An 18,465-nucleotide genomic window follows, 5' to 3' on the forward strand; every position below is an offset into this window, starting at 1 on the left:
TGGTTTACGGATTACTGATCCGCCAGGCATGCGCCGCAGTTGTTGTGCAGCAGGATGTTGTAGATCTTGTCCAGATCCCGCAGGTGGCTTCGAATCAGGCCGATCTCTGTCGCGGCTGCGGAGCTCGATTTGTCTTCGGGATTGTCGACCATATCGGCGGTCACCTGTGTCTGCGTGGCGCTGTATCGATCCCAGGCTTGCTCGGATGCTTCGAAGTCTTTGAGCATCAGTGGCGGGAACAGGCGCTCCCTGGCTTGGATACTCATCCGGATCGCCGAGCGAAATGCGTTCAGGTTGGACCTGGATTGCAGCAGCGCAGTTTTGTAACAGGCATCGATTTCCGCGGATGTTACCTGGTTCGGGCAATCCCCTTTGGCCGCGCGATCCATCTCTGCCGTAAACGCCATCTTTGCTTCCGCCCGGATGGGGGCAAGAGAAAGCTGCACAGCCTGCTGGCCAAGCAGGGGCAGCGACAGCACGAAGACAAAAAACAGGGACTTCATCACGTCGCACGCAGTATCGCAAAGCCTGCCAGCCCTGTTCAATCCCCATTCCATTCCAGCCGATAGGGAACAGGACAAGTGCGCACAGGGGCCATGCTGTCGATGACGGCCCGATGCTCTCCGGAAGCTATAAATCCGTTGTTGTATACAACGTAGCCGTACTGTATAACACGCGATAAGCGCAAGTCGCGCCTGTTCCCCTTCATTTCTTTCCCGGAGCCTCTGCTCATGCCGCGTCTTCGCTGTGCTTCTGTTTCTGCCAGACTTTCCTTCGTTCTTCTGGCCTGTAGCTCGCTGCCCGCACTCGCCGCGCCGGTTGCGCCCGCAGCCATCAACCGCCGCATGCCGGACTTCATCCAGAACTACTCGGCCGACCTGCGCTCACTGGAGATGACCTACACCATCCCTTTCGAACCCTCGACCTTCGACCGGATGGAAAAGTTCTACAACGACGAGCTCACGGCACTCCATGCCATCTCCTTCGATTCGCTCACCTCGCAGGAAGACCGCGTCGACTATGTGCTCATCAAGACGCACATCACCGGCGAACTGCACCAGCTGGCCATCCAGAAGCATGAAGCGGAGGAGACGCATCCGCTGTTGCCCTATGCGACGACCATCGAGGGCTTCATCGACGGCAAGCGCAAGATGCAGCGCCCCAATGCCGAGCAGACCGCCAAGGCGCTCAGTGAGATGGTGAAAGCGATCCACGCCGCCGAGCACGATCTCGCGCCGAAGCCTGATTCCGCGAAAAAGGTAAGCCCCATCGTCGCCAACCGCACCGTCGAGGCCAGCGAGCTGCTGCAGGAGCAGCTCCACCAGTGGTACGGACAGTACACGGGCTACGATCCCGACTTTACCTGGTGGGTTGACCAGCCATACAAAGACGCGGACAAGGCCATCACCGAGTACATCAGCTTTCTCAAGTCGAAGCTGGTCGGCATCGCGCCCGACGACAAGACCACGATCATTGGCGATCCCGTGGGCCGCGATGCCCTGCTGGCTGAGCTGAAGGACAACGACATCCCTTACACACCGGAAGAGCTGATCGCCATCGCCCAGACCGAGTACGACTGGTGCATGAAGCAGATGCTCGAAGCCTCGCGCGAGATGGGCTACGGCGATAACTGGCACGCCGCCGTCGAGAAGGTAAAGGAAATGCACGTGGCGCCGGGCGAGCAGCCCGAGGTAATCCGCGACCTGGTCGACTCCGGCGCCGACTTCGCCACGCAGCATGATCTGGTCACCGTGCCGCCGCTCGCCAAAGAGACGCTGCGCATGATCATGATGACGCCCGAGCGCCAGCTGGTGAATCCGTTCTTCACCGGCGGCAACGAGATCAGCGTCTCCTACCCGACCGACACCATGACCTACGAGCAACGCGAGATGAGCATGCGCGGCAACGCGACGCCGCTTTCGCACGCGACTGCCTTCCACGAGATGATCCCCGGGCACTTCCTGCAGTTCTACATGTCGGCCCGCTACAACCCGTACCGCCGTGTCTTCGAGACACCCTTCTGGCACGAGGGCAACTCGCTCTGGTGGGAGATGCTCTACTGGGACCTGGGTTACGACAAGACGCCGGAAGAGCGCGTGGGCGCGCTGGCGTGGCGTATGCACCGCTCGGCGCGCGTGATCTTTACGATGAACTTCCACCTGGGCAAGTGGACGCCGCAGCAGTGCGTGCAGTTCCTTATCGACAATGTGGGCTTTGAGCCGGACAACGCGACCGGTGAGGTGCGCCGCTCGTTCAATGGCTCAGTCGGCCCGCTCTATCAGTGCGCGTACCTGATGGGAGGCCTGCAGTTCCGCGCGCTGCATCATGAACTGGTGGACTCGGGCAAGATGACCAACCGCGAGTTCCACGACGCTATCCTGCACGAGAACTCGATGCCGATCGAGCTGCTGCGCGCCGACCTCGAGAACCAGAAGCTCACACCGGACTTCACGACCAGCTGGAAGTTCTATGGCGAGCATCCGGTGCATCCATAGGCAAGCTTCCATCCCCAGGCCGAATCCGGTCTGGGGATGGAAGCTTGAAGATGCCTCGTCACCACTTCTTGCGCATACGGAGAAAAATCACCGCCGAAAAGCCGACATATGAGGACTGGCTAGGCGCAAGATAGTGTGACTGGCGATAGTATTATTGGCGCCATCCCTAAAACATCCTGTGAGGACGTTGATGCCCCTGAGCAATGCATACGTGCTGGCGACAAACCGTATCCCAGATATTTTCAGCAAAATCCGAGATGGACAAGCGCCTGAAAGATTCACGCGTCAACTCTTAAGAGACTGGGGGTTTACCTCTTCCAACGATCACGCTTTCATACCACTTCTGAAGGCGCTAGGTTTTCTATCTTCGGAGGGCAAGCCGACACAGCGCTATAACGATTATCGAGATCATTCCCGCTCAAAACTGATAATGGCAGAAGCGCTGCGCGATGCCTATGGCGATATTTTTCTCATTAAAGAGCACCCGACGCAATCCGACAAAGATGCGATCGAAGGAAAGTTCAAAAGCTTCCACAACGCGAGCGAGAACGTGGCCGGCTTGATGGCAAAGACTTTCATGGGGCTTCTCAGTCTAGCTGACCTTTCGAAGAAACCGGGGAATACATCCCCGGCTAAAGAGCCCGAGAAGAAAGCAGAATTAGATATTCAGCCCCCTCCACACATGCATGGTCAAGGTGTTTCGGGTCTGCACTACAACATCCAGATACACCTTCCAGCAACAAAAGACGTCGAGGTCTACAACGCTATATTTAAATCGCTCAAGGAGCACCTTTTTGAAAAATAGCGAGGTCCGAGATTTCTTATTCCGTGGCCTCATGTTCGAAGCCGAGTCTGAAAAGTTCCGTTTGGCGGGTATTCAGATAGGAGCGGATTCAACTGAGGCCGAAGAGAATCTCCTAAAGGAAGCGCTCGCCCCTTTCGGAATAGCGAGGCGGAATAACGCGCTGGAGATGGCTCGCCTTTTTGCCGTATTGTTTTGTTTCGAAAATGAAATCCGCGACTTCATTCGCGAGGCGCTTGCAGAGAAAGAAGGGCTGGATTGGGTCGAAAAATTACCGCCAAAGATAAAGGAGCACGCCGAGTCAAGGCGGGAGTCGGCGTTGAAGGATTCTTGGCTCGAAGGTGAGAAATCTGATTTGTTAGGATTTGTCGACTTTGGCCAACTCGCACAGATCATCGTTGCGAAATGGGAGATATTCAAAGACGTGATCCCAACGCAGCATTGGTTAAAACAGCGCATGGATGAGCTTGAGAAATGCCGAAACTTTATTGCTCATAACAGAATGCTCTTGCCGAGCGAATTTCAACGAATCTATATGTACATCGCGGATTGGAACCGCGTGATTGGGCTTTAGCGTATCAGGTAAATCTTCTAGATGTTCCTTCGCCTTCTTCGCTCCGTATGGGCGGTTTTCCCAGTAGGCTCGTTAGTTATGGCAGACAAATCGAGTTTCAAGCATGGGCGTCGTCCATCTGTCACAGGGTCGCCAGGCCCTCTTCCCCGCCGATACTTTTGTGCTCACCAGTGCTATGCAGGCAACCCCGAGTCAGGAAAAGATTGCAATTGCAGAGGTTGTCGAGGCAAAGCTCATGGGCGTGGAAAAGCCTATGCGTTCAACAATGGCTTTCTCAAGAATTCGCCTCCAACTTCGCGAAAACCACCCGAGGACCAAGAGGAGCTTTTTCCGAGCGAACTTGGAATGGACTCCTGATAAACGCCGTTATCGTCACTGCCGACAAGCCGACATATCGGGAGTAGTTCTTCAAATTTTGTTTGGCATCTGGCCAGTGAAGCTACTCGCGAGCTGCGTGAACCAACGCATCGCCAGTGCGCAGTAGTAGAGAGATTCCCTCACCAGGTTTGAAGATCGCAGAGCTGACAAAGGCGCCATTGATGAGCAGGGACAACTGACCGGCGAGCTGATCCGGACGGGCCACTCCTAAGCGCTCGGCGATGCTCTTTAATCGTTTCCGCATTTCGCGCTTGTGTGCCGCTGCAACCTTCCGTGCCGGGTGGTCGGCCTCTGGAAACTCCGCCGCCACATTGATCTGCGGACAGCCACGGTAATTGGAGCGTCCGACGCGCTCGCCAATCCATTTCAATTGAGCTTTCAACTCGGCGGCTGGCTGGTCCATGTGTTGCCTCGCAACCCGCTCCCAGGTACCCCAGAAGTCCTCGTCCTCGCGTCTCAGAAAGGCAGCCACAAGTTCATCCTTCGTCCCGAAGAATCGGTACAGACTGGTTTTTGCGACACCAGCCTTCTCCACGATCAAATCGACACCCACCGCTCGCACCCCCTGCTCGTAAAACAGCGCACACGCTGTATCAAGGATTGCCTCTTTGACACCGCGAACGGGCGTTGCTGCTGGAACTACCTTGCTTTTCATGGGTCCTCCGAAGAACCGCCTTATTGACATGATACAGACTTGTACGTAGCGTATAAAACATACAGGTCTGTATCATCCAGGAGGAGATCCTTTGAGACCATTCGCACCACATCACGTTCAGAAAACCGTAGCGGTCTTCGGAGCTGCGGGCCATACGGGGCGCTTCGTGGTACACGAGTTGCTGCGTCACGGCATCACGCCCATCGCCGTCGCTCGTGATCTTGCAACGCTCGCCGCTGCTGGTTTTCCAGAGCATACTGTTTTGTTGCGCCAAGCGTCAGTCCAAGACCTACCGTCTCTTCTCAAAGGATTTGAGGGGGCCGCAGCCGTCATCAATTGTGCCGGGCCATTTCTTGAGACAGCCGACGCTGTAGCGAATGCCGCTTTGCGTTCCGGGATGCACTACCTCGACGTCACGGCCGAACAGCCCAGTGCACGAGAGATTCTGGATAAATACGACAAAGACGCGCGGACAGCAGGCATCTCTGTCGTTCCTTCGATGAGCTTCTACGGCGGTTTCGTTGACCTGCTGGCCACCGAAGCGATGGGCGACTGGAACCATGCCGATACCATCGACGTAATGATCGGTCTCGATAGCTGGCATCCTACGCGTGGTACGCGCCTCACAGGAGAGAAGAATATCTCGGAGAGATTGGTGGTCTCTTCCGGCAGACCTGTTCCCATATCTTCGCCGCGCCAACAGCGAAACTGGCAATTCGCCCCTCCGCTCGGTCAACAGCCAATGGTAGAGGTTCCCTTTGCAGAGATGGTGCTATTCCCCAGGCACGTGCAGGTGTCCGAACTCCACACATGGCTCAATCGCCTGGCGCTCGATGACCTTCACGACTCTTCGACCCCGCCCCCGCGGTCTGCTGACGACAGCGGGCGTTCTCCGCAACGCTTCCTCGTTGAGGTCGTCATAGCGCGTAAGGCCGAAGTGCGCCGCATCGTCGCACAAGGGCGCGATATCTATGCCTTTTCGGCAACGCTGGTCTGCAAGGCGGTGGAGCGATTACTCAACGGCAACATCAGCGGTGCGGGGGCCCAGCCACCGGGGGTCGTATTCAACGCACGAGAACTTCTCTCAGCCCTGTCGCCGGAATACCTCACTTTCGAGAGCAGTGTAGGCAATCGCAGCCCGGATCAGTGGACTTCCCGTAAATCCCTGTAAACGCGCCTGTGTTGAGTTGAGCACCGCAGGCAGTCCAGGGGAAGGTGCAGGAAGTGGGAACGAGCCTGTTACGAGACTCACCGAACGTTATTTTGCGGGACTGATTGCTGACGAAAAGCCGACTAATGAGATGGTCCGCCGCTGTAACCCTCTGCTGAGGCGGAGGATGGTATCAGCGGTTTCAGAGGAGGATCATCGACATGCAGATTCGTTCGGTAGGCATCGATTTGGGCAAGACGACATTTCACCTTGTTGCGCTGGGAGCATCGGGCAAGGTGATGGTGAAGAAGAAGTTTACGCAGAAGCAGTTGCTAACCTTTACGGCGAACATGCAGACTTCGCTGATCGGCCTGGAAGCCTGTTCTGGCGCGCATTTTCTTGGACGAGCACTGAAGCAACAAGGCCATGATGTACGGCTCATCGCTGCGCAGTTCGTGAAGCCCTTCGTGAAGTCCAACAAGAACGACTTCGTCGATGCAGAGGCTATTGCCGAGGCCGTCGAGCGCAAGAACATGCGTTTCGTTCCGATCAAGACGGATGACCAGCTCGACCTGCAGGCGATGCACCGGATTCGTGACCGGCTCATTTCACGGCGCACGGCAGTCATCAACCAGATACGAGCGTTTCTCCTGGAGCGCGGCATGGTCTTCGCTCAGAAGCCAGCGAAGCTGAGGGCCGCGATGGCCGATGTGCTCGAGAACGCGGACAACGCGCTGACACTGATGATGCGCAACCTGATCGGCATCCTGTGGGACGAGTGGAAAAGCGTTGAGCAGCAGATCGATGAGCTGACCGACAGCCTAGAACAGATCGCAGAGAGCGATGCCGGTTGTTGTCGCATCCGTCAGATCCCGGGCATCGGTCCTATCGTTGCAACCGCGATCGTCGCCGCCATCGGTAACGGCGCGGCGTTCCGCAAGGGCCGAGACTTCGCTGCATGGCTCGGCCTCGTGCCACGGCAGTACTCGACCGGTGGCAAGACTAAGCTGCTAGGCATCAGCAAGCGAGGCAACATCTATCTACGCAAGGTGCTCATCCACGGAGCACGCGCAGCCGCGATGCGCATAAAACGAGACCGCTTCCCGATTGGTGCATGGATGAACGGTCTCGAAGCTCGTGCGCCACGCAACGTGCTGGTCGTAGCTATGGCCAACAAGCTCGCACGTATCGCATGGGCTGTGCTCTCAACTGGGGAAGACTATCGCCCCGCCGTCAGCGCGGCAGCAGCGGTATGAGCTAGCAGCACAGCGAAGGGGAAGGACCGCATCCACAAGGATGCCAGAGGGTAATGCTGACCGCGCCCAGGGGCTTGGGCACCGTCTGCGAGCAACGGTCGAGCGCAGACCACGCCTTCGCTGTAATCAAGCTTCCACAAAGTCTGCAATGGAACAGTAAGGACGAAAGAACAGTCACAACGGCGTATCTGAAACCTGCTCCTGATAAGGGTCTTCAACGACTGACCGACTTGTAAGGACAGATGCGCAGCGGAACTCATCCTGGCCAGGAGCGCGCGGCTCCATCAAAGGCCGAACACATTGCCGCAGACGTGTCTTCCCGCTCGAACTAATCCTTGCAGTCACGCGGCGGACCATACATTACGAGGACCAATTTGTTTGTAAAAGGTTTTCATCGTTTGCAGATTTTGACCGCCGCAGATGCATGACGTAGATATCTAGAGAGGTCTATTCATTGGATGATCGAAGCGTCAAGTCCGGCCTTCCTGAGATGGAGACAGAAAGCCTAAGACTGAGATGTGCCCTGTCTATCGACGCCAAAGCTCTTTGCGCGCTTGTGACGCCAAGGAATCAGTCGTTGGCTCGCCTCATGGAACTGCCCAATACCTATCGAGTCGGTTACCAGGCGGATTGAAATGCTCCAGGATCGTGCGATGCTTCAGGAAGCGCTCCTCTACGTCATCGTGGACCGATCTACAGAGCAGACGATGGGTTCGATTTGCATCCAACGAGGCGATCTTCCGGGCCGAGGCGAACTCAGCTACTGGCTCGGCGAAAGATATCAAGGTAGAGGGTACGCGCGCGAGGCTGTCTCTACGATGCTTCCTTTGGCGACCAAACATCTAAACCTTCCATTGATCGAGGCAGGTGCGCAGATTGAAAATGCGAACTCCTTCGCCGTCATGGTTCGATGCGGCATGGTCCCAGGTGGCGAGAGGCTTGTTTACGCACCGACACGTGCACGCAACGAACTCTGCCGATTTTATGAATGGGTACCCTCGACCTAGCCCCGCATCCCATTCCACTGTTTAGGTCGAAAAAGCCGAAGCAGATCACTATTGAAGCTAAATAGAATGTTCTTAGAGGGAGTTGTTCCGGTTATGCCAGAAGCACCATTGAAAATCGGGCTGCAAGCTGCTGCACAAAGGCTCGAAGAGATCGACAGCGCGTTCGTCATACTCTTTCAGCGCGGAGACTTTTCCGCCGAGCTCTACGCACCGAAGGAGGTCGATCTGCAGCAGCCACACGAGCAAGATGAGGTCTATATCGTGGCATCTGGCAGCGGGATTTTTCTGCGAGGAGAAGAGCGTGTTTCGTTCGAACGAGGAGACTTTCTGTTTGTCCCCGCTGGCGTCGTTCACCGATTCGAACAATTCACAAACGATTTCTCGACATGGGTGCTTTTCTTTGGACCAAAGATTGCACAGGAGCAGTAGAGTTCGATAAGAACCCGGCACCCATAGTACAGAGCCTTCTTGTACAAACGCTGTCCCTTGTCAGCAGGAATTCTTGATGAATTGCTACTGAGAAACGCCCTTCCCAGAAGTTCTCCCGTCAAGCCCACTTCTGGCTTGCGGAGCCGACTCGCTACAATCACCACATGAGCGCAAAGACTGTCATCGCCACCTCCGGGGCGCCTACCGCCATCGGACCTTATTGCCAGGCCATCAAGGTCGGAAACTTCCTCTTCACCTCGGGCCAGATCGCGCTCGACCCGGCTTCGGGCCAGGTCATCGCAGGCGGCATTGCCGAGCAGACTACCCGCGTGCTCGAGAACCTGAAGGCTGTGCTCGAAGAGGCCGGGACCTCCTTCGCCGGCGTCATCAAGACCCTTGTTTTTCTCAAGGACATGAACGATTTCGCCGCCATGAACGAGGTCTATGCCCGCTATTTTGCGCCTGAAGGCGTCACCCCACCGGCGCGCTCCACTGTCGAGGTCGCCCGCCTGCCCAAGGACGTGCTGGTCGAGATTGAACTGGTCGCCGCCGTCTAGCCACGGTGTAACCTACGCGACCGGATTTCATCCAATAGAGCGAAAGGAGCGCATTCCGTCATGTCTGACACAAAGCTCGAGAAAATTCAAAAGTCCGAAGAGGAGTGGCGCGACCAGCTCACACCCGAGCAGTACTACATTGCGCGGCAAAAGGGCACGGAGCCGCCTTTCACGGGCGCGTTCTATCGCCACAGCGAAAACGGCGTTTATCACTGCGTCGCCTGCGACGCGCCGCTGTTCACCTCGGAGACGAAATTTGACTCCGGCTGCGGCTGGCCGAGCTTCTACCAGCCAATTGCCGGCGCGCTCGACGAACACGAGGACCTGAGCCACGGCATGCACCGCATCGAGGTCACCTGCGCCCGCTGCGGCGCGCATCTGGGCCACGTCTTCCCCGACGGCCCCAAGCCGACCGGCGACCGGTACTGCATCAACTCCGTCTCGCTGAATTTCGAGAAGACGAAGTAAGGCAGAGAACAAGAGCGCGGGCGCGGCCTTCCTGGCTGCGCCCGCGCTTTTCTTTGCGGCTGAAGCAGCGAAGCATGCCGGGCGGCAGCAGCTCCGCATTTCTTCCGAACCCTTCTCGCCCTCCCGGGAATCATACATGCGAAAATGCTGTAATTTTTTGTTCGGCAGGGCGGTCAAGAATGACAGAAAAGACATGCTTTCTCTGGGCAGGGATACTTGCGGTCGGGCTCTCGGTTGCGCAGGCGCAGAGCCCACAGGAGCTCATCCAACAGGCCGTCAACGCCGAGCACGCTGCGGATGAGAACGACCACTCGCAGTGGGGTTATCTCGAAGAGGTACACAAACCCAAGGAGCAGGTGTTGCAGTGGGTGGCGGCCACGCCAAAGGGCGATGTCGAGCGCGTCCTTGAGAAGAATCAGCAGAAGCTCACCGCCGCACAGCAGGACGAGCTCATCCGGAGCTTTCTGCATGACGCGCATGCGCAGAGAAAGCAGCTCGCCGAGACCGACCACGACAACAAGCAGATCGACGACCTGATGCTGCTACTGCCTGTCGCCTTTATATGGACAGAGACCAGCGCCACGGCAACGGATACCTTTCTGCACTACGAGCCGAACCCACGCTTCCATCCGCCGACGCGCGAGGCGCACGTCTTCAGCAGCATGGCTGGCGACCTGGTTATCGATAACCAGCAGCATCGTATCCGCAGCATGAGCGGCCACCTGATGCACGAGGTCAACTTCGGCGGCGGCCTGCTGGGCAAGCTGAAGGAGGGCAGCTCGTTTTCGCTCGAGCAGAAGCAGGTGGGCCCGATGCTCTGGCAACTGACCGCCTTCCATGTCGATCTCGAAGGCAATGCGCTGCTCTTCAAGAACATCTCGCTCAAGCAGGACGACAAGCGCTCGGCCTTCGAGCTGGAACCGCCTGCGATCACGCTCGACCAGGCGGCTGTGGCAGTGATGCAGCGTCCGGAAGGTGTGGTTTTCTAAAGCACACTCAGGGTGTGCCTGATGCGCAGCGAGGGCAGATCCTGCTCCCACCCACGCATTCATAGGTTTTGGAAAGAAACTTAAATTACTGATTGTCATCCCGACCGAAGTGAGCCGTCAGGCGAACGAAGTGGAGGGACCTGCAGTTCTGCCAGCGCAGGCAAACTGCAGGTTTCTCCGCTACGCAGGACGATGAAACCGTCCTGCTCCGGTCGAAATGACAACCTTTTCCAATTGTTCTATGGGGATACGACCTGCCCCTTCGGCGCAGGCTGCACCACCACCTCCACCAGCCGCGTGTTCACGTCGTAGACAAGCCCGGAGAGCGTCTGCGAGAGTGAGGGCTGAGGCAGCGTCTACCCCTCGGCGATAGCCTTGTTACGCGCAAGCAGGGTGCCGAGATAGGTCATGGCGTTCTCCTTCGGGGAGGGCGATCGACCATCTGATGCTCGAAACGCGGGAGTAGGGGCAGGGAATCTTTTGCGGCTTCTTGATCCGGGTAGTGACGGCGTGAGATGCCAGTGGCGATATGCCGACTGCTTAGGGATAATCCACTATCAAATACCTCTGCTAGAGTGTAGGCATGCTCAGAAGGCTGGTTTGCGTTGCCCTTCTTTTAGCTTCCTCCACAATCCGTGCCCAAAGCGCCGCCGATGCGGCTACCAACGAGGGTATTTGGCAAGGCTACGATGGAGAATTACGGTATGCTTCGCGCCTTCTCATCTCACTTGCGGAGGCAATTCCCGCCGATAAGTATGATTGGCGGCCGGAGCCTGGGGTGCGCTCGGTGAGCGAAGTGCTCATGCATATCGTTCAGTCGAATTACTACCTGCTCAGCGTAACCGGGCCCCAAATGCCACCCGAACTCGCGTCAAACGATGTGGAGAAAAGGATTACGTCCAAGCCAGAAGTCGTGGCGTACCTGCGGAGATCCCTTGAAGCGGTCAAGACAGCGCGAGCCAAGCTGAAGCCCGGTGATCTGCAGCACAAAGTAAAGATTTATGGCGAAACCGTAAACGTGGATGGAATGTACCTGCGAATCATCTGTCACGATAATGAGCACATGGGCCAACTCATTGCCTATGCTCGCATGAACGGCATAGTGCCACCTTGGTCGGCAGGTGTAGTGCTCCCGAAGTAAGCGACACGCTCAGCGCAAGAGCTTATTAGATATCTATCGGCAATCCGTTTTGATAAGCGCCACTGGCTTCATCAAACTTTCTGAAACGCACAAAAGCCCGGGCTTGCGCCCGGGCTTTTGCTTTCAATCTGAAGTTGAGAGAAGGCTTAGGCCTTCACGACCTTGCCGCTCTTGATGCAGCTGGTGCAGACGCGCAGCTTCTTGGCGTTGCTGCTGCCTTCGACCTTGGCCTTGACCGGCTGCAGGTTGACGTTCCAGCGACGACGCGAAACATTGTGGGCGTGCGAGATGTTGTTACCGAATTGCGGCCCTTTGCCGCAGATTTCACAAACCTGTGCCATGACAGACTCCAAGAACCTGAATTGTTCGCGCTGACCAGGTCCAACAAGTCTCCCGCGCCGTATACCGGCTGTACACTTCTAAGGGAGAGCGGGTGGATAGAGAAGATTCCCACCCTGGCGCCGAAGCTTCAGTGTAGCCCAGACCGTGGCCTGCGGGCAACTCTCCCAGAGGAATTTCCCGCGCCAAGCATTGACCCAGCCCCTCTTCCTCGATAGAATCAAGTGGTTTGGCGATTCTGCCTTTCGCTCTGTAAGGTCACTGGACGGGACAGGCTGTAGCGTTCCGGTCCGATGGCCGCGTCACTCCCGGAACAGGTGGAGTTTGAGACCGGAGCGAGCACTATCCGCCCGAGCTACGAGATTGGTATCGCGCGCGGCTTGAGCCGCCCGCTGGAGGAACTATGTACGCGGTCATCCGCACTGGTGGAAAGCAGTATCGCGTCGCCCCGGGCGATGTGGTGAAGATTGAAAAGACGGAAGCCGGCGAGAACGGCGCCGTTGAGTTTGCCGAAGTCCTGGCGTTTGCCGGCGAGAATGGCATCAGCAAGCCGGCCTCGGCCAAGGTGCGGGCCACCGTGCTCGGCGAAGGCCGCGGCGAGAAGATCCTGGTCTTCCACTACAAGCGCAAGAAGCAGTACAAGAAGCTGCAGGGCCACCGTCAGGATTACACCGAAGTCCGCATCGACGCGATCGAAGTGGATGGGAACAGCTACAGCGCCGCCAAGTAAGCGCGCGAACTAAAGAGGATCAGCAATGGCACATAAAAAAGGTCTTGGAAGTTCCAAAAACGGCCGCGACTCGAACGCGCAGCGGCTCGGCGTCAAAAAGTTCGGTGGGGAGATTGTCACCGGCGGCTCGATCATCGTCCGCCAGCGCGGCACCCGCCTCAAGCCCGGCCTCAACGTCGGCATCGGCAGCGATGACACGCTCTTCGCGAAGGTCGATGGCCGCGTGAAGTTCATCGACCGTGGCCGCACCGGCCGCTTCGTCGCGATCGAGCCTGTCGCTGCTGAGTAACAGCTGCGCCCTCGGCGCAATGGTCGGCAGCCAGTAGTCAGTCATAAAAACGGCCAGTGGGAGCCCCGCTCCTGCTGGCCGTTTTGCTGTACCTATAAAGTTATACGGCGGCCAGTGGCGCCCGCTGCGCGGGCCCAGCAGCCAGGCACAAAAACGGCCAGTCTTCCTTTCAGGCAGGCAAGAAAGCGGCCAGCAGGAGAACCCCGCTGGCCGCTTTTGTGCCTGACTGCTGGCGGCTATCCGGCCGAATTCTTCGTCATGACCCGCTCGACCACCTTCTCCACATCCTGCAGGAAGTAGGCCTGCGATTGCCCCATAGCGACATGCGGCGGATTGTGTCCGAGCGCCTTGGCAATCTCATTCCAGCGCATCAGCGGCGAAGTCTCGGGCAACTTGCCCTCCGCCTTGCCCTTCTCGGGGAAGAGGAAGTAGGTGCTCCACAGTGACACACTCAGCAGCGTTACGCTGGAGAGAATTGCCCCACCCAGCATGTAACCCTCCGGGTGCGTACCGAGCCAGATCGCCACGCCCAGTTGCGTGAGCGCCTCAATGCTGAAACCGATTGCAATACCGAAAACACGACTGCGGATCGAACGGCCCAACGTATGAATGGTCAGGCCCAGGAAGAGCAGCAGGCAGAGCTCGAGGATGCTGGCGCACTTCATCAGCTGTGCGCCGATCGTCGCCATGCGGTGCGGCCCGGTATGCAGCGGAAAGACGGCAAAGACCGTCACCAGCAGCGAAACAACGGCAACCCAGCGGAAGACGATGCTTCCCAGCCGCCGCAGACCCGCCAGCGGCAGCATCAGTTCATTAAAGATTTCGCGTACGGCAAAGACGATGGTCACAGTCCCGGCCACGTAGAGCAGCCAGAAAAGCGAATCCCGCAGGATGAGCGATACCTGCCCGCCCTGGGAAAACCACGGCACATGCAAGAGACAGAGCAGCCCCAGTCCACTGGTCATACGCAGGCCCAGGTATCCAAGCACAGCCGGATACCGGCGCTTCACCCCGGCACGCAGTGCCGCGACCAATGCAATTCCCGAGAGCACGGGCTCAAGAAAGGTCAGCGTCAGCAGAAGGTTGGAGAGCGAGGACATGGGCTTTACCGGGTACAGCATGACAAGAATATCTCGACATTGGTTGCCTACTCAATGACGGAAACGGGCAATCTGCTTATACGACTTTAGTGGGATAAAAGGGATTCATTTTTCAGGCCTTTCCGCTCCCCTGCACGGCTTTCCCCTGTTGCGCCGCCCGAACCCGGCAACGGCCCCCGCTGTGCTAAAATAAAGGCGTAGACTTATCGGCAAAAACCTTTCACTTTCAAGACTTTAATTCTAATTACGACCGCCCTGGTCCAGAGAGTGAAAGAAGCCAAATCGGAGTTCCATGTCCCAAAAAGAGCTAGAACTTGCGACCGACACCCCTACCGGGGCAGTCCCTTCTTCCAACGGTACACCGAACGGCAGCTACACCAGCGATAACATCAAGGTTCTCGAGGGCCTTGAGGCCGTCCGCCTGCGTCCGGCCATGTACATCGGCTCGACCGGCGAAATGGGCCTGCACCATCTGGTCTATGAGGTCGTCGACAACTCCGTCGACGAAGCCCTTGCCGGCTTTGCCAAGAAGATCGAAGTCATCATCCACGTCGACAACTCCATCACCGTCATCGACGACGGCCGCGGCATTCCGGTAGACATGAAGACGCTGGACAACGGCGAGAAGATGCCCGCGGTCCAGGTGGTGCTGACCAAGCTGCACGCCGGCGGTAAGTTCGACTCCTCGACCTACAAGGTTTCCGGCGGTCTGCACGGTGTGGGCGTCTCCTGCGTCAACGCGCTCAGCGAGGATTTCGACGTCGAGATCTGGCGCGACGGCCACACCTACGAGCAGGACTATGCCAAGGGAGCGCCGACCTCCGAGCTACGCCAGGCGGGCACCTCGAAGCGCCGTGGTACCAAGGTGCACTTCCTGCCCGACAAGACGATCTTCACCGTCACCGAATACAACTACGACACGCTGGCCCAGCGCCTGCGCGAGCTCGCCTTCCTGAACAAGGGCCTGGAGATCACGCTGACCGATGAGCGCGTGACCGATCCCAAGACGGGTGAGGCCAAGCGCGCCGAGTTCCGCTATGCGGGCGGCATCGCCGAGTTCATCAAGCACATCAACAAGGGCAAGCAGATTCTCCACGAGAAGCCGATCGTCATGGAAGGCTTCCGTGACAACGTCGATATGGAGATCGCCCTCCAGTACAACGACAGCTACTCGGAAACGGTCTTCTGCTTCGCCAACAACATCAATACGGCAGACGGCGGCACGCATCTCTCCGGCTTCAAGACGGCGCTCACCCGCACCATCAACTCGGCCGGCCAGCAGCTGGGTCTCTTCAAGGACGTGAAGGAGAACCTCTCGGGCGATGACGTCCGCGAAGGCCTGGTTGCGGTCATCAGCGTGAAGCTGCCGCAGCCGCAGTTCGAAGGCCAGACCAAGGGCAAGCTCAACTCGGACATCGCCGGCATTGTGCAAGCGCTGGTGAACGAGAAGCTGGGCATGTTCCTCGAGCAGAATCCGCCGGTCGCCAAGCGCATCATCAACAAGGCCATTGAAGCAGCCCGCGCACGCGAAGCCGCGCGCAAGGCCCGCGATCTGACTCGCCGTAAGGGCGCGCTCGATGGCGGCGGACTGCCGGGCAAGCTGGCCGACTGCTCCGAACGCAACCCGGAGCGCTGCGAGCTCTACCTCGTCGAGGGCGAGTCCGCAGGCGGCACCGCCAAGCAGGGCCGCGACCGCCGCTTCCAGGCTATCCTGCCGCTGAAGGGCAAGATCCTCAACGTCGAGAAGGCTCGTTACGACAAGATGCTCGGCCACGAGGAAATCCGCGCGATGATCACCGCGCTCGGCACCGGCATCGGCAAGGAAGACTTCGACCCGGCCAAGCTGCGCTACGGCAAGATCATCCTGATGACAGACGCCGACGTGGACGGCTCGCATATCCGCACGCTGCTGCTGACCTTCTTCTTCCGTCACATGAACGAGCTGATCAAGCGCGGTCACGTGTACATTGCGCAGCCGCCGCTCTACAAGATCAAGAAGGGCCGCTTCGAGCAGTACATCAAGGACGACCGCGACTTCGTGAAGGTCATGGTCAAGCGCGCCTCCGACGGCATGATCGTGCGCCACGGCGACGCGGGCGAGAAGCTTGAAGGCGCTGCCCTGACCAAGTTCATGGGCAACCTGAACGACTACCTCGGCTTCTTCGAGAAGCTGAACAAGCGCCTGCGCAACGAAGAGATCACCACGCTGCTGGCCAAGCTCGAGCTGGTGCGCCGCACGGACTTCGAAGGCGAGACCGCTCCTGAAAAGCTGGTAGCGCTGCATGGCAAGCTCAAGCAGATCGAGCGCAAGTACCAGTTCAAGGGCCTCTCGGAGCCGGTGCGCGACGAAGAGCACCAGACCTGGTCGCTGAGCTTTACCGACGCGCAGGGTGCAACCCGCACCATCGACTGGACGCTGGCCTCAACACCGGACTATCGCCAGACGATGAACAAGTACGCGCAGATCAAGGAGTCGCTCGAGCCTCCGTTCTTTGTCGAATACGCGCCGAAGGGCTCGGCAGCAAAAGTTGCAGAAGCCGCCGAAGCAGAGGCTGAGGAGACCGAAGGCGAGACCACCGGTGAAGCCGAGGCGGGCAAGCCCGCACCCAAGCGCGCCGGCCGCATCTCGCTCGATCCGGTCGAAAAGCAGACGCCGCAGGAGCTCTTCGAATACGTTATCGATCAGGGGCGCCGTGAGTACCAGGTGCAGCGCTACAAAGGTCTCGGTGAGATGACCTCGGCACAGCTCTGGGAGACGACCATGGATCCCGAACGCCGCACGCTATTGCAGGTCAAACTCGAGGATCTGGCAGAGACCGAGACCATCTTCACCACGCTGATGGGTGAAGATGTCGAGGCACGCCGCAAGTTCATCGAAGAAAATGCGCTCGACGTGAAGAACCTCGATATCTAACCTTCTGTACCGGGCGAAATGACTCGACCCCAAAGCAAAAAGGCACCCGACGGGTGCCTTTTTGCTTTGTATCGATCGCTTGAGCAAGCCTGCGGATACAAGGCTCTTCGCTCATAAGATCACAGAAAAGTAATAGCCATTTCACACTTTCAAAGGACAGTCTTCGGGCTGCTCTTTGGCGCTCATGGGAATGGTAGAGTTAAATCCCATGAGGCTCGCAACGTCTTTCCTGGCAGCCCTGGCGATAGCTGGAAGCATGTCTCCTGGAGTCGCCCAGCCCCCACAAGAAGGAAATCCCGCTGCGAGCGCGGCGCCGCAGACCAGCCAGACAGAGTTGCCGCCACCGGAGAGCGAGTTCAGCCTGGAGCATCGGGAGCCAGGAGCGATGCATCCTGAAGATCGGGCATTGTGGGCTGCACGAGCCGCCGAACTCTCGCATGCAGCTTCAGCAGGGGGCTATGCCCTGGAGAGTGTCGGGCCAGATCACCTGCCGCAAGGCTGGCAGGTGGACCAATCTGTTTGTCCACTGATGAGCGATGTGCTCCTCCTGCACTATCGGCGCACATTCGAAGACGGACGCGAATCTCTTTTTACCGCCATCCTCCCGCGAAACGGCGGACACGTGCGCGTGCTCGAGATTCTGCATCGCGGAGCCGCGACCTTTGTCCCCACCATCACGAGCCGTCAAACGCTGGAGCTTTTCAACCATCTCGTGGCAAAAGAAGAGCTGCGAAATGCGATGAAACCCTATGGCTCCTGGCTCGCCGCAGGTGTTTGTTATGCCGAGTTGAATGGGATGGAACCGAGAGTGCCTCGCCGGCCGGAAACGGACCCGGCAACAGCAGGCGCAATGCCTCCCAGCCTCTTGCTGGATGGCGAGAACGGCGACCGCAGGATCATTTTCTCCGACCGCGCGTCCGAGCATGGCTATACCGTGTGGACGGTCGTAGTGGATGCACAAGGAGTTCTGCGGAGCGCCAGAGAAGAAGAAGAACACACGACATGGCAGAGAAAACCAGCCTCACATTAGCTGCTGGATTGTGCTGACCGCAGCCCAAGGCTCTCCCTGCCTCCAACCCCACGTGAGTCTGGCAAGCCAGAGACTTTTCGCACTGGAACGTTCTTCTCTCAGCGCGAGAAATGAGAAAGTCATGCTCCGGAGTGCATGCCTTTCTCTGCCTTCTGTAAGCTC

The 18,465-nt window shown here is 58.0% G+C and carries 19 protein-coding genes; 15 read left to right on the top strand and 4 right to left on the bottom strand.

Annotation, left to right across the window (positions count from 1 at the left end):
* Positions 1–11: 11 nt before the first annotated feature.
* Positions 12–503 carry a lysozyme inhibitor LprI family protein gene (locus ESZ00_RS17930; protein WP_129209788.1) on the bottom strand — a complete coding sequence of 164 codons (492 nt, stop codon included), beginning with the start codon at positions 501–503 and terminating at the stop codon, positions 12–14.
* Positions 504–731: 228 nt separating this feature from the next.
* Between ESZ00_RS17930 and ESZ00_RS17935 the strand changes: the two genes are divergently transcribed.
* The 3 genes from ESZ00_RS17935 (at position 732) to ESZ00_RS17945 (ending at position 3,871) form a co-directional block, all read left to right on the top strand.
* On the top strand, positions 732–2,495 hold the full coding sequence (locus tag ESZ00_RS17935) for a DUF885 family protein (protein ID WP_229741098.1): 1,764 nt from the start codon (positions 732–734) through the stop codon (positions 2,493–2,495).
* A 190-nt stretch (positions 2,496–2,685) separates the two neighbouring features.
* Positions 2,686–3,300, top strand: a complete 615-nt coding sequence (locus ESZ00_RS17940; RefSeq protein ID WP_129209789.1) for a DUF5343 domain-containing protein — start codon at positions 2,686–2,688, stop codon at positions 3,298–3,300.
* Positions 3,290–3,871 (top strand): Swt1 family HEPN domain-containing protein, encoded by a 582-nt coding sequence (locus ESZ00_RS17945; protein WP_204520235.1) that lies wholly within the window; start codon positions 3,290–3,292, stop codon positions 3,869–3,871. The genes ESZ00_RS17940 and ESZ00_RS17945 overlap by 11 nt, the downstream gene beginning before the upstream one ends.
* 439 nt (positions 3,872–4,310) lie before the next feature.
* Here ESZ00_RS17945 and ESZ00_RS17950 read toward each other — a convergent pair whose 3' ends face one another.
* Positions 4,311–4,904 (bottom strand): TetR/AcrR family transcriptional regulator, encoded by a 594-nt coding sequence (locus tag ESZ00_RS17950; RefSeq protein WP_129209790.1) that lies wholly within the window; start codon positions 4,902–4,904, stop codon positions 4,311–4,313.
* Between the two features lie 91 nt (positions 4,905–4,995).
* Between ESZ00_RS17950 and ESZ00_RS17955 the strand changes: the two genes are divergently transcribed.
* The 8 genes from ESZ00_RS17955 to ESZ00_RS17990 all read left to right on the top strand — a co-directional run bounded on the left by ESZ00_RS17955 (position 4,996) and on the right by ESZ00_RS17990 (position 11,901).
* Positions 4,996–6,075, top strand: a complete 1,080-nt coding sequence (locus ESZ00_RS17955; protein WP_129209791.1) for a saccharopine dehydrogenase family protein — start codon at positions 4,996–4,998, stop codon at positions 6,073–6,075.
* A 200-nt stretch (positions 6,076–6,275) separates the two neighbouring features.
* On the top strand, positions 6,276–7,310 hold the full coding sequence (locus ESZ00_RS17960; RefSeq protein ID WP_129209792.1) for an IS110 family RNA-guided transposase: 1,035 nt from the start codon (positions 6,276–6,278) through the stop codon (positions 7,308–7,310).
* 569 nt (positions 7,311–7,879) lie between these two features.
* Positions 7,880–8,317 carry a GNAT family N-acetyltransferase gene (locus ESZ00_RS20535; RefSeq protein ID WP_373283914.1) on the top strand — a complete coding sequence of 146 codons (438 nt, stop codon included), beginning with the start codon at positions 7,880–7,882 and terminating at the stop codon, positions 8,315–8,317.
* Between the two features lie 93 nt (positions 8,318–8,410).
* Positions 8,411–8,746, top strand: a complete 336-nt coding sequence (locus tag ESZ00_RS17970) for a cupin domain-containing protein (RefSeq protein WP_129209794.1) — start codon at positions 8,411–8,413, stop codon at positions 8,744–8,746.
* Between the two features lie 164 nt (positions 8,747–8,910).
* Positions 8,911–9,303, top strand: coding sequence for a RidA family protein (locus ESZ00_RS17975; protein WP_129209795.1), 393 nt, complete (start codon positions 8,911–8,913; stop codon positions 9,301–9,303).
* Between the two features lie 60 nt (positions 9,304–9,363).
* A complete protein-coding gene (gene msrB / locus ESZ00_RS17980; RefSeq protein WP_129209796.1) occupies positions 9,364–9,771 on the top strand; it encodes a peptide-methionine (R)-S-oxide reductase MsrB in 408 nt (135 codons plus the stop codon).
* A gap of 179 nt (positions 9,772–9,950) precedes the next feature.
* Positions 9,951–10,760, top strand: coding sequence for a hypothetical protein (locus ESZ00_RS17985; RefSeq protein ID WP_129209797.1), 810 nt, complete (start codon positions 9,951–9,953; stop codon positions 10,758–10,760).
* Positions 10,761–11,343: 583 nt separating this feature from the next.
* Positions 11,344–11,901: a DinB family protein gene (locus tag ESZ00_RS17990; protein WP_129209798.1), complete on the top strand. Its 558-nt coding sequence runs from the start codon at positions 11,344–11,346 to the stop codon at positions 11,899–11,901.
* Between the two features lie 146 nt (positions 11,902–12,047).
* On the opposite strand, the gene rpmB is transcribed toward ESZ00_RS17990, so the two are convergent.
* Positions 12,048–12,242: a 50S ribosomal protein L28 gene (gene rpmB / locus ESZ00_RS17995; protein WP_129209799.1), complete on the bottom strand. Its 195-nt coding sequence runs from the start codon at positions 12,240–12,242 to the stop codon at positions 12,048–12,050.
* Positions 12,243–12,643: 401 nt separating this feature from the next.
* Between rpmB and rplU the strand changes: the two genes are divergently transcribed.
* Entirely contained in the window at positions 12,644–12,970 is a 327-nt protein-coding gene (gene rplU, locus ESZ00_RS18000) for a 50S ribosomal protein L21 (protein ID WP_129209800.1), read from the top strand.
* Between the two features lie 25 nt (positions 12,971–12,995).
* Positions 12,996–13,259, top strand: coding sequence for a 50S ribosomal protein L27 (rpmA, locus tag ESZ00_RS18005; RefSeq protein WP_129209801.1), 264 nt, complete (start codon positions 12,996–12,998; stop codon positions 13,257–13,259).
* Positions 13,260–13,495: 236 nt separating this feature from the next.
* Here rpmA and ESZ00_RS18010 read toward each other — a convergent pair whose 3' ends face one another.
* Positions 13,496–14,380 carry a hypothetical protein gene (locus ESZ00_RS18010; protein WP_129209802.1) on the bottom strand — a complete coding sequence of 295 codons (885 nt, stop codon included), beginning with the start codon at positions 14,378–14,380 and terminating at the stop codon, positions 13,496–13,498.
* 271 nt (positions 14,381–14,651) lie between these two features.
* Between ESZ00_RS18010 and gyrB the strand changes: the two genes are divergently transcribed.
* Both gyrB and ESZ00_RS18020 read left to right on the top strand, forming a co-directional pair.
* Positions 14,652–17,273: a DNA topoisomerase (ATP-hydrolyzing) subunit B gene (gene gyrB, locus ESZ00_RS18015; protein WP_129209803.1), complete on the top strand. Its 2,622-nt coding sequence runs from the start codon at positions 14,652–14,654 to the stop codon at positions 17,271–17,273.
* A gap of 385 nt (positions 17,274–17,658) precedes the next feature.
* Positions 17,659–18,303, top strand: coding sequence for a hypothetical protein (locus ESZ00_RS18020; protein ID WP_129209804.1), 645 nt, complete (start codon positions 17,659–17,661; stop codon positions 18,301–18,303).
* The last annotated feature ends 162 nt before the right edge of the window (positions 18,304–18,465 follow it).

Origin of the sequence: Silvibacterium dinghuense, assembly GCF_004123295.1 — a bacterium.
Lineage (GTDB): Bacteria > Acidobacteriota > Terriglobia > Terriglobales > Acidobacteriaceae > Silvibacterium > Silvibacterium dinghuense.

Bases quoted from the DNA above. Each gene is read 5' to 3' on its own strand.
- ESZ00_RS17930 (WP_129209788.1), bottom strand. From the start codon at position 503: ATGAAGTCCCTGTTTTTTGTCTTCGTGCTGTCGCTGCCCCTGCTTGGC.
- ESZ00_RS17935 (WP_229741098.1), top strand. From the start codon at position 732: ATGCCGCGTCTTCGCTGTGCTTCTGTTTCTGCCAGACTTTCCTTCGTT.
- ESZ00_RS17940 (WP_129209789.1), top strand. From the start codon at position 2,686: ATGCCCCTGAGCAATGCATACGTGCTGGCGACAAACCGTATCCCAGAT.
- ESZ00_RS17950 (WP_129209790.1), bottom strand. From the start codon at position 4,904: ATGAAAAGCAAGGTAGTTCCAGCAGCAACGCCCGTTCGCGGTGTCAAA.
- ESZ00_RS17960 (WP_129209792.1), top strand. From the start codon at position 6,276: ATGCAGATTCGTTCGGTAGGCATCGATTTGGGCAAGACGACATTTCAC.
- ESZ00_RS17970 (WP_129209794.1), top strand. From the start codon at position 8,411: ATGCCAGAAGCACCATTGAAAATCGGGCTGCAAGCTGCTGCACAAAGG.
- ESZ00_RS17975 (WP_129209795.1), top strand. From the start codon at position 8,911: ATGAGCGCAAAGACTGTCATCGCCACCTCCGGGGCGCCTACCGCCATC.
- msrB (WP_129209796.1), top strand. From the start codon at position 9,364: ATGTCTGACACAAAGCTCGAGAAAATTCAAAAGTCCGAAGAGGAGTGG.
- ESZ00_RS17985 (WP_129209797.1), top strand. From the start codon at position 9,951: ATGACAGAAAAGACATGCTTTCTCTGGGCAGGGATACTTGCGGTCGGG.
- ESZ00_RS17990 (WP_129209798.1), top strand. From the start codon at position 11,344: ATGCTCAGAAGGCTGGTTTGCGTTGCCCTTCTTTTAGCTTCCTCCACA.
- rpmB (WP_129209799.1), bottom strand. From the start codon at position 12,242: ATGGCACAGGTTTGTGAAATCTGCGGCAAAGGGCCGCAATTCGGTAAC.
- rplU (WP_129209800.1), top strand. From the start codon at position 12,644: ATGTACGCGGTCATCCGCACTGGTGGAAAGCAGTATCGCGTCGCCCCG.
- rpmA (WP_129209801.1), top strand. From the start codon at position 12,996: ATGGCACATAAAAAAGGTCTTGGAAGTTCCAAAAACGGCCGCGACTCG.
- ESZ00_RS18010 (WP_129209802.1), bottom strand. From the start codon at position 14,380: ATGCTGTACCCGGTAAAGCCCATGTCCTCGCTCTCCAACCTTCTGCTG.
- gyrB (WP_129209803.1), top strand. From the start codon at position 14,652: ATGTCCCAAAAAGAGCTAGAACTTGCGACCGACACCCCTACCGGGGCA.
- ESZ00_RS18020 (WP_129209804.1), top strand. From the start codon at position 17,659: ATGCATCCTGAAGATCGGGCATTGTGGGCTGCACGAGCCGCCGAACTC.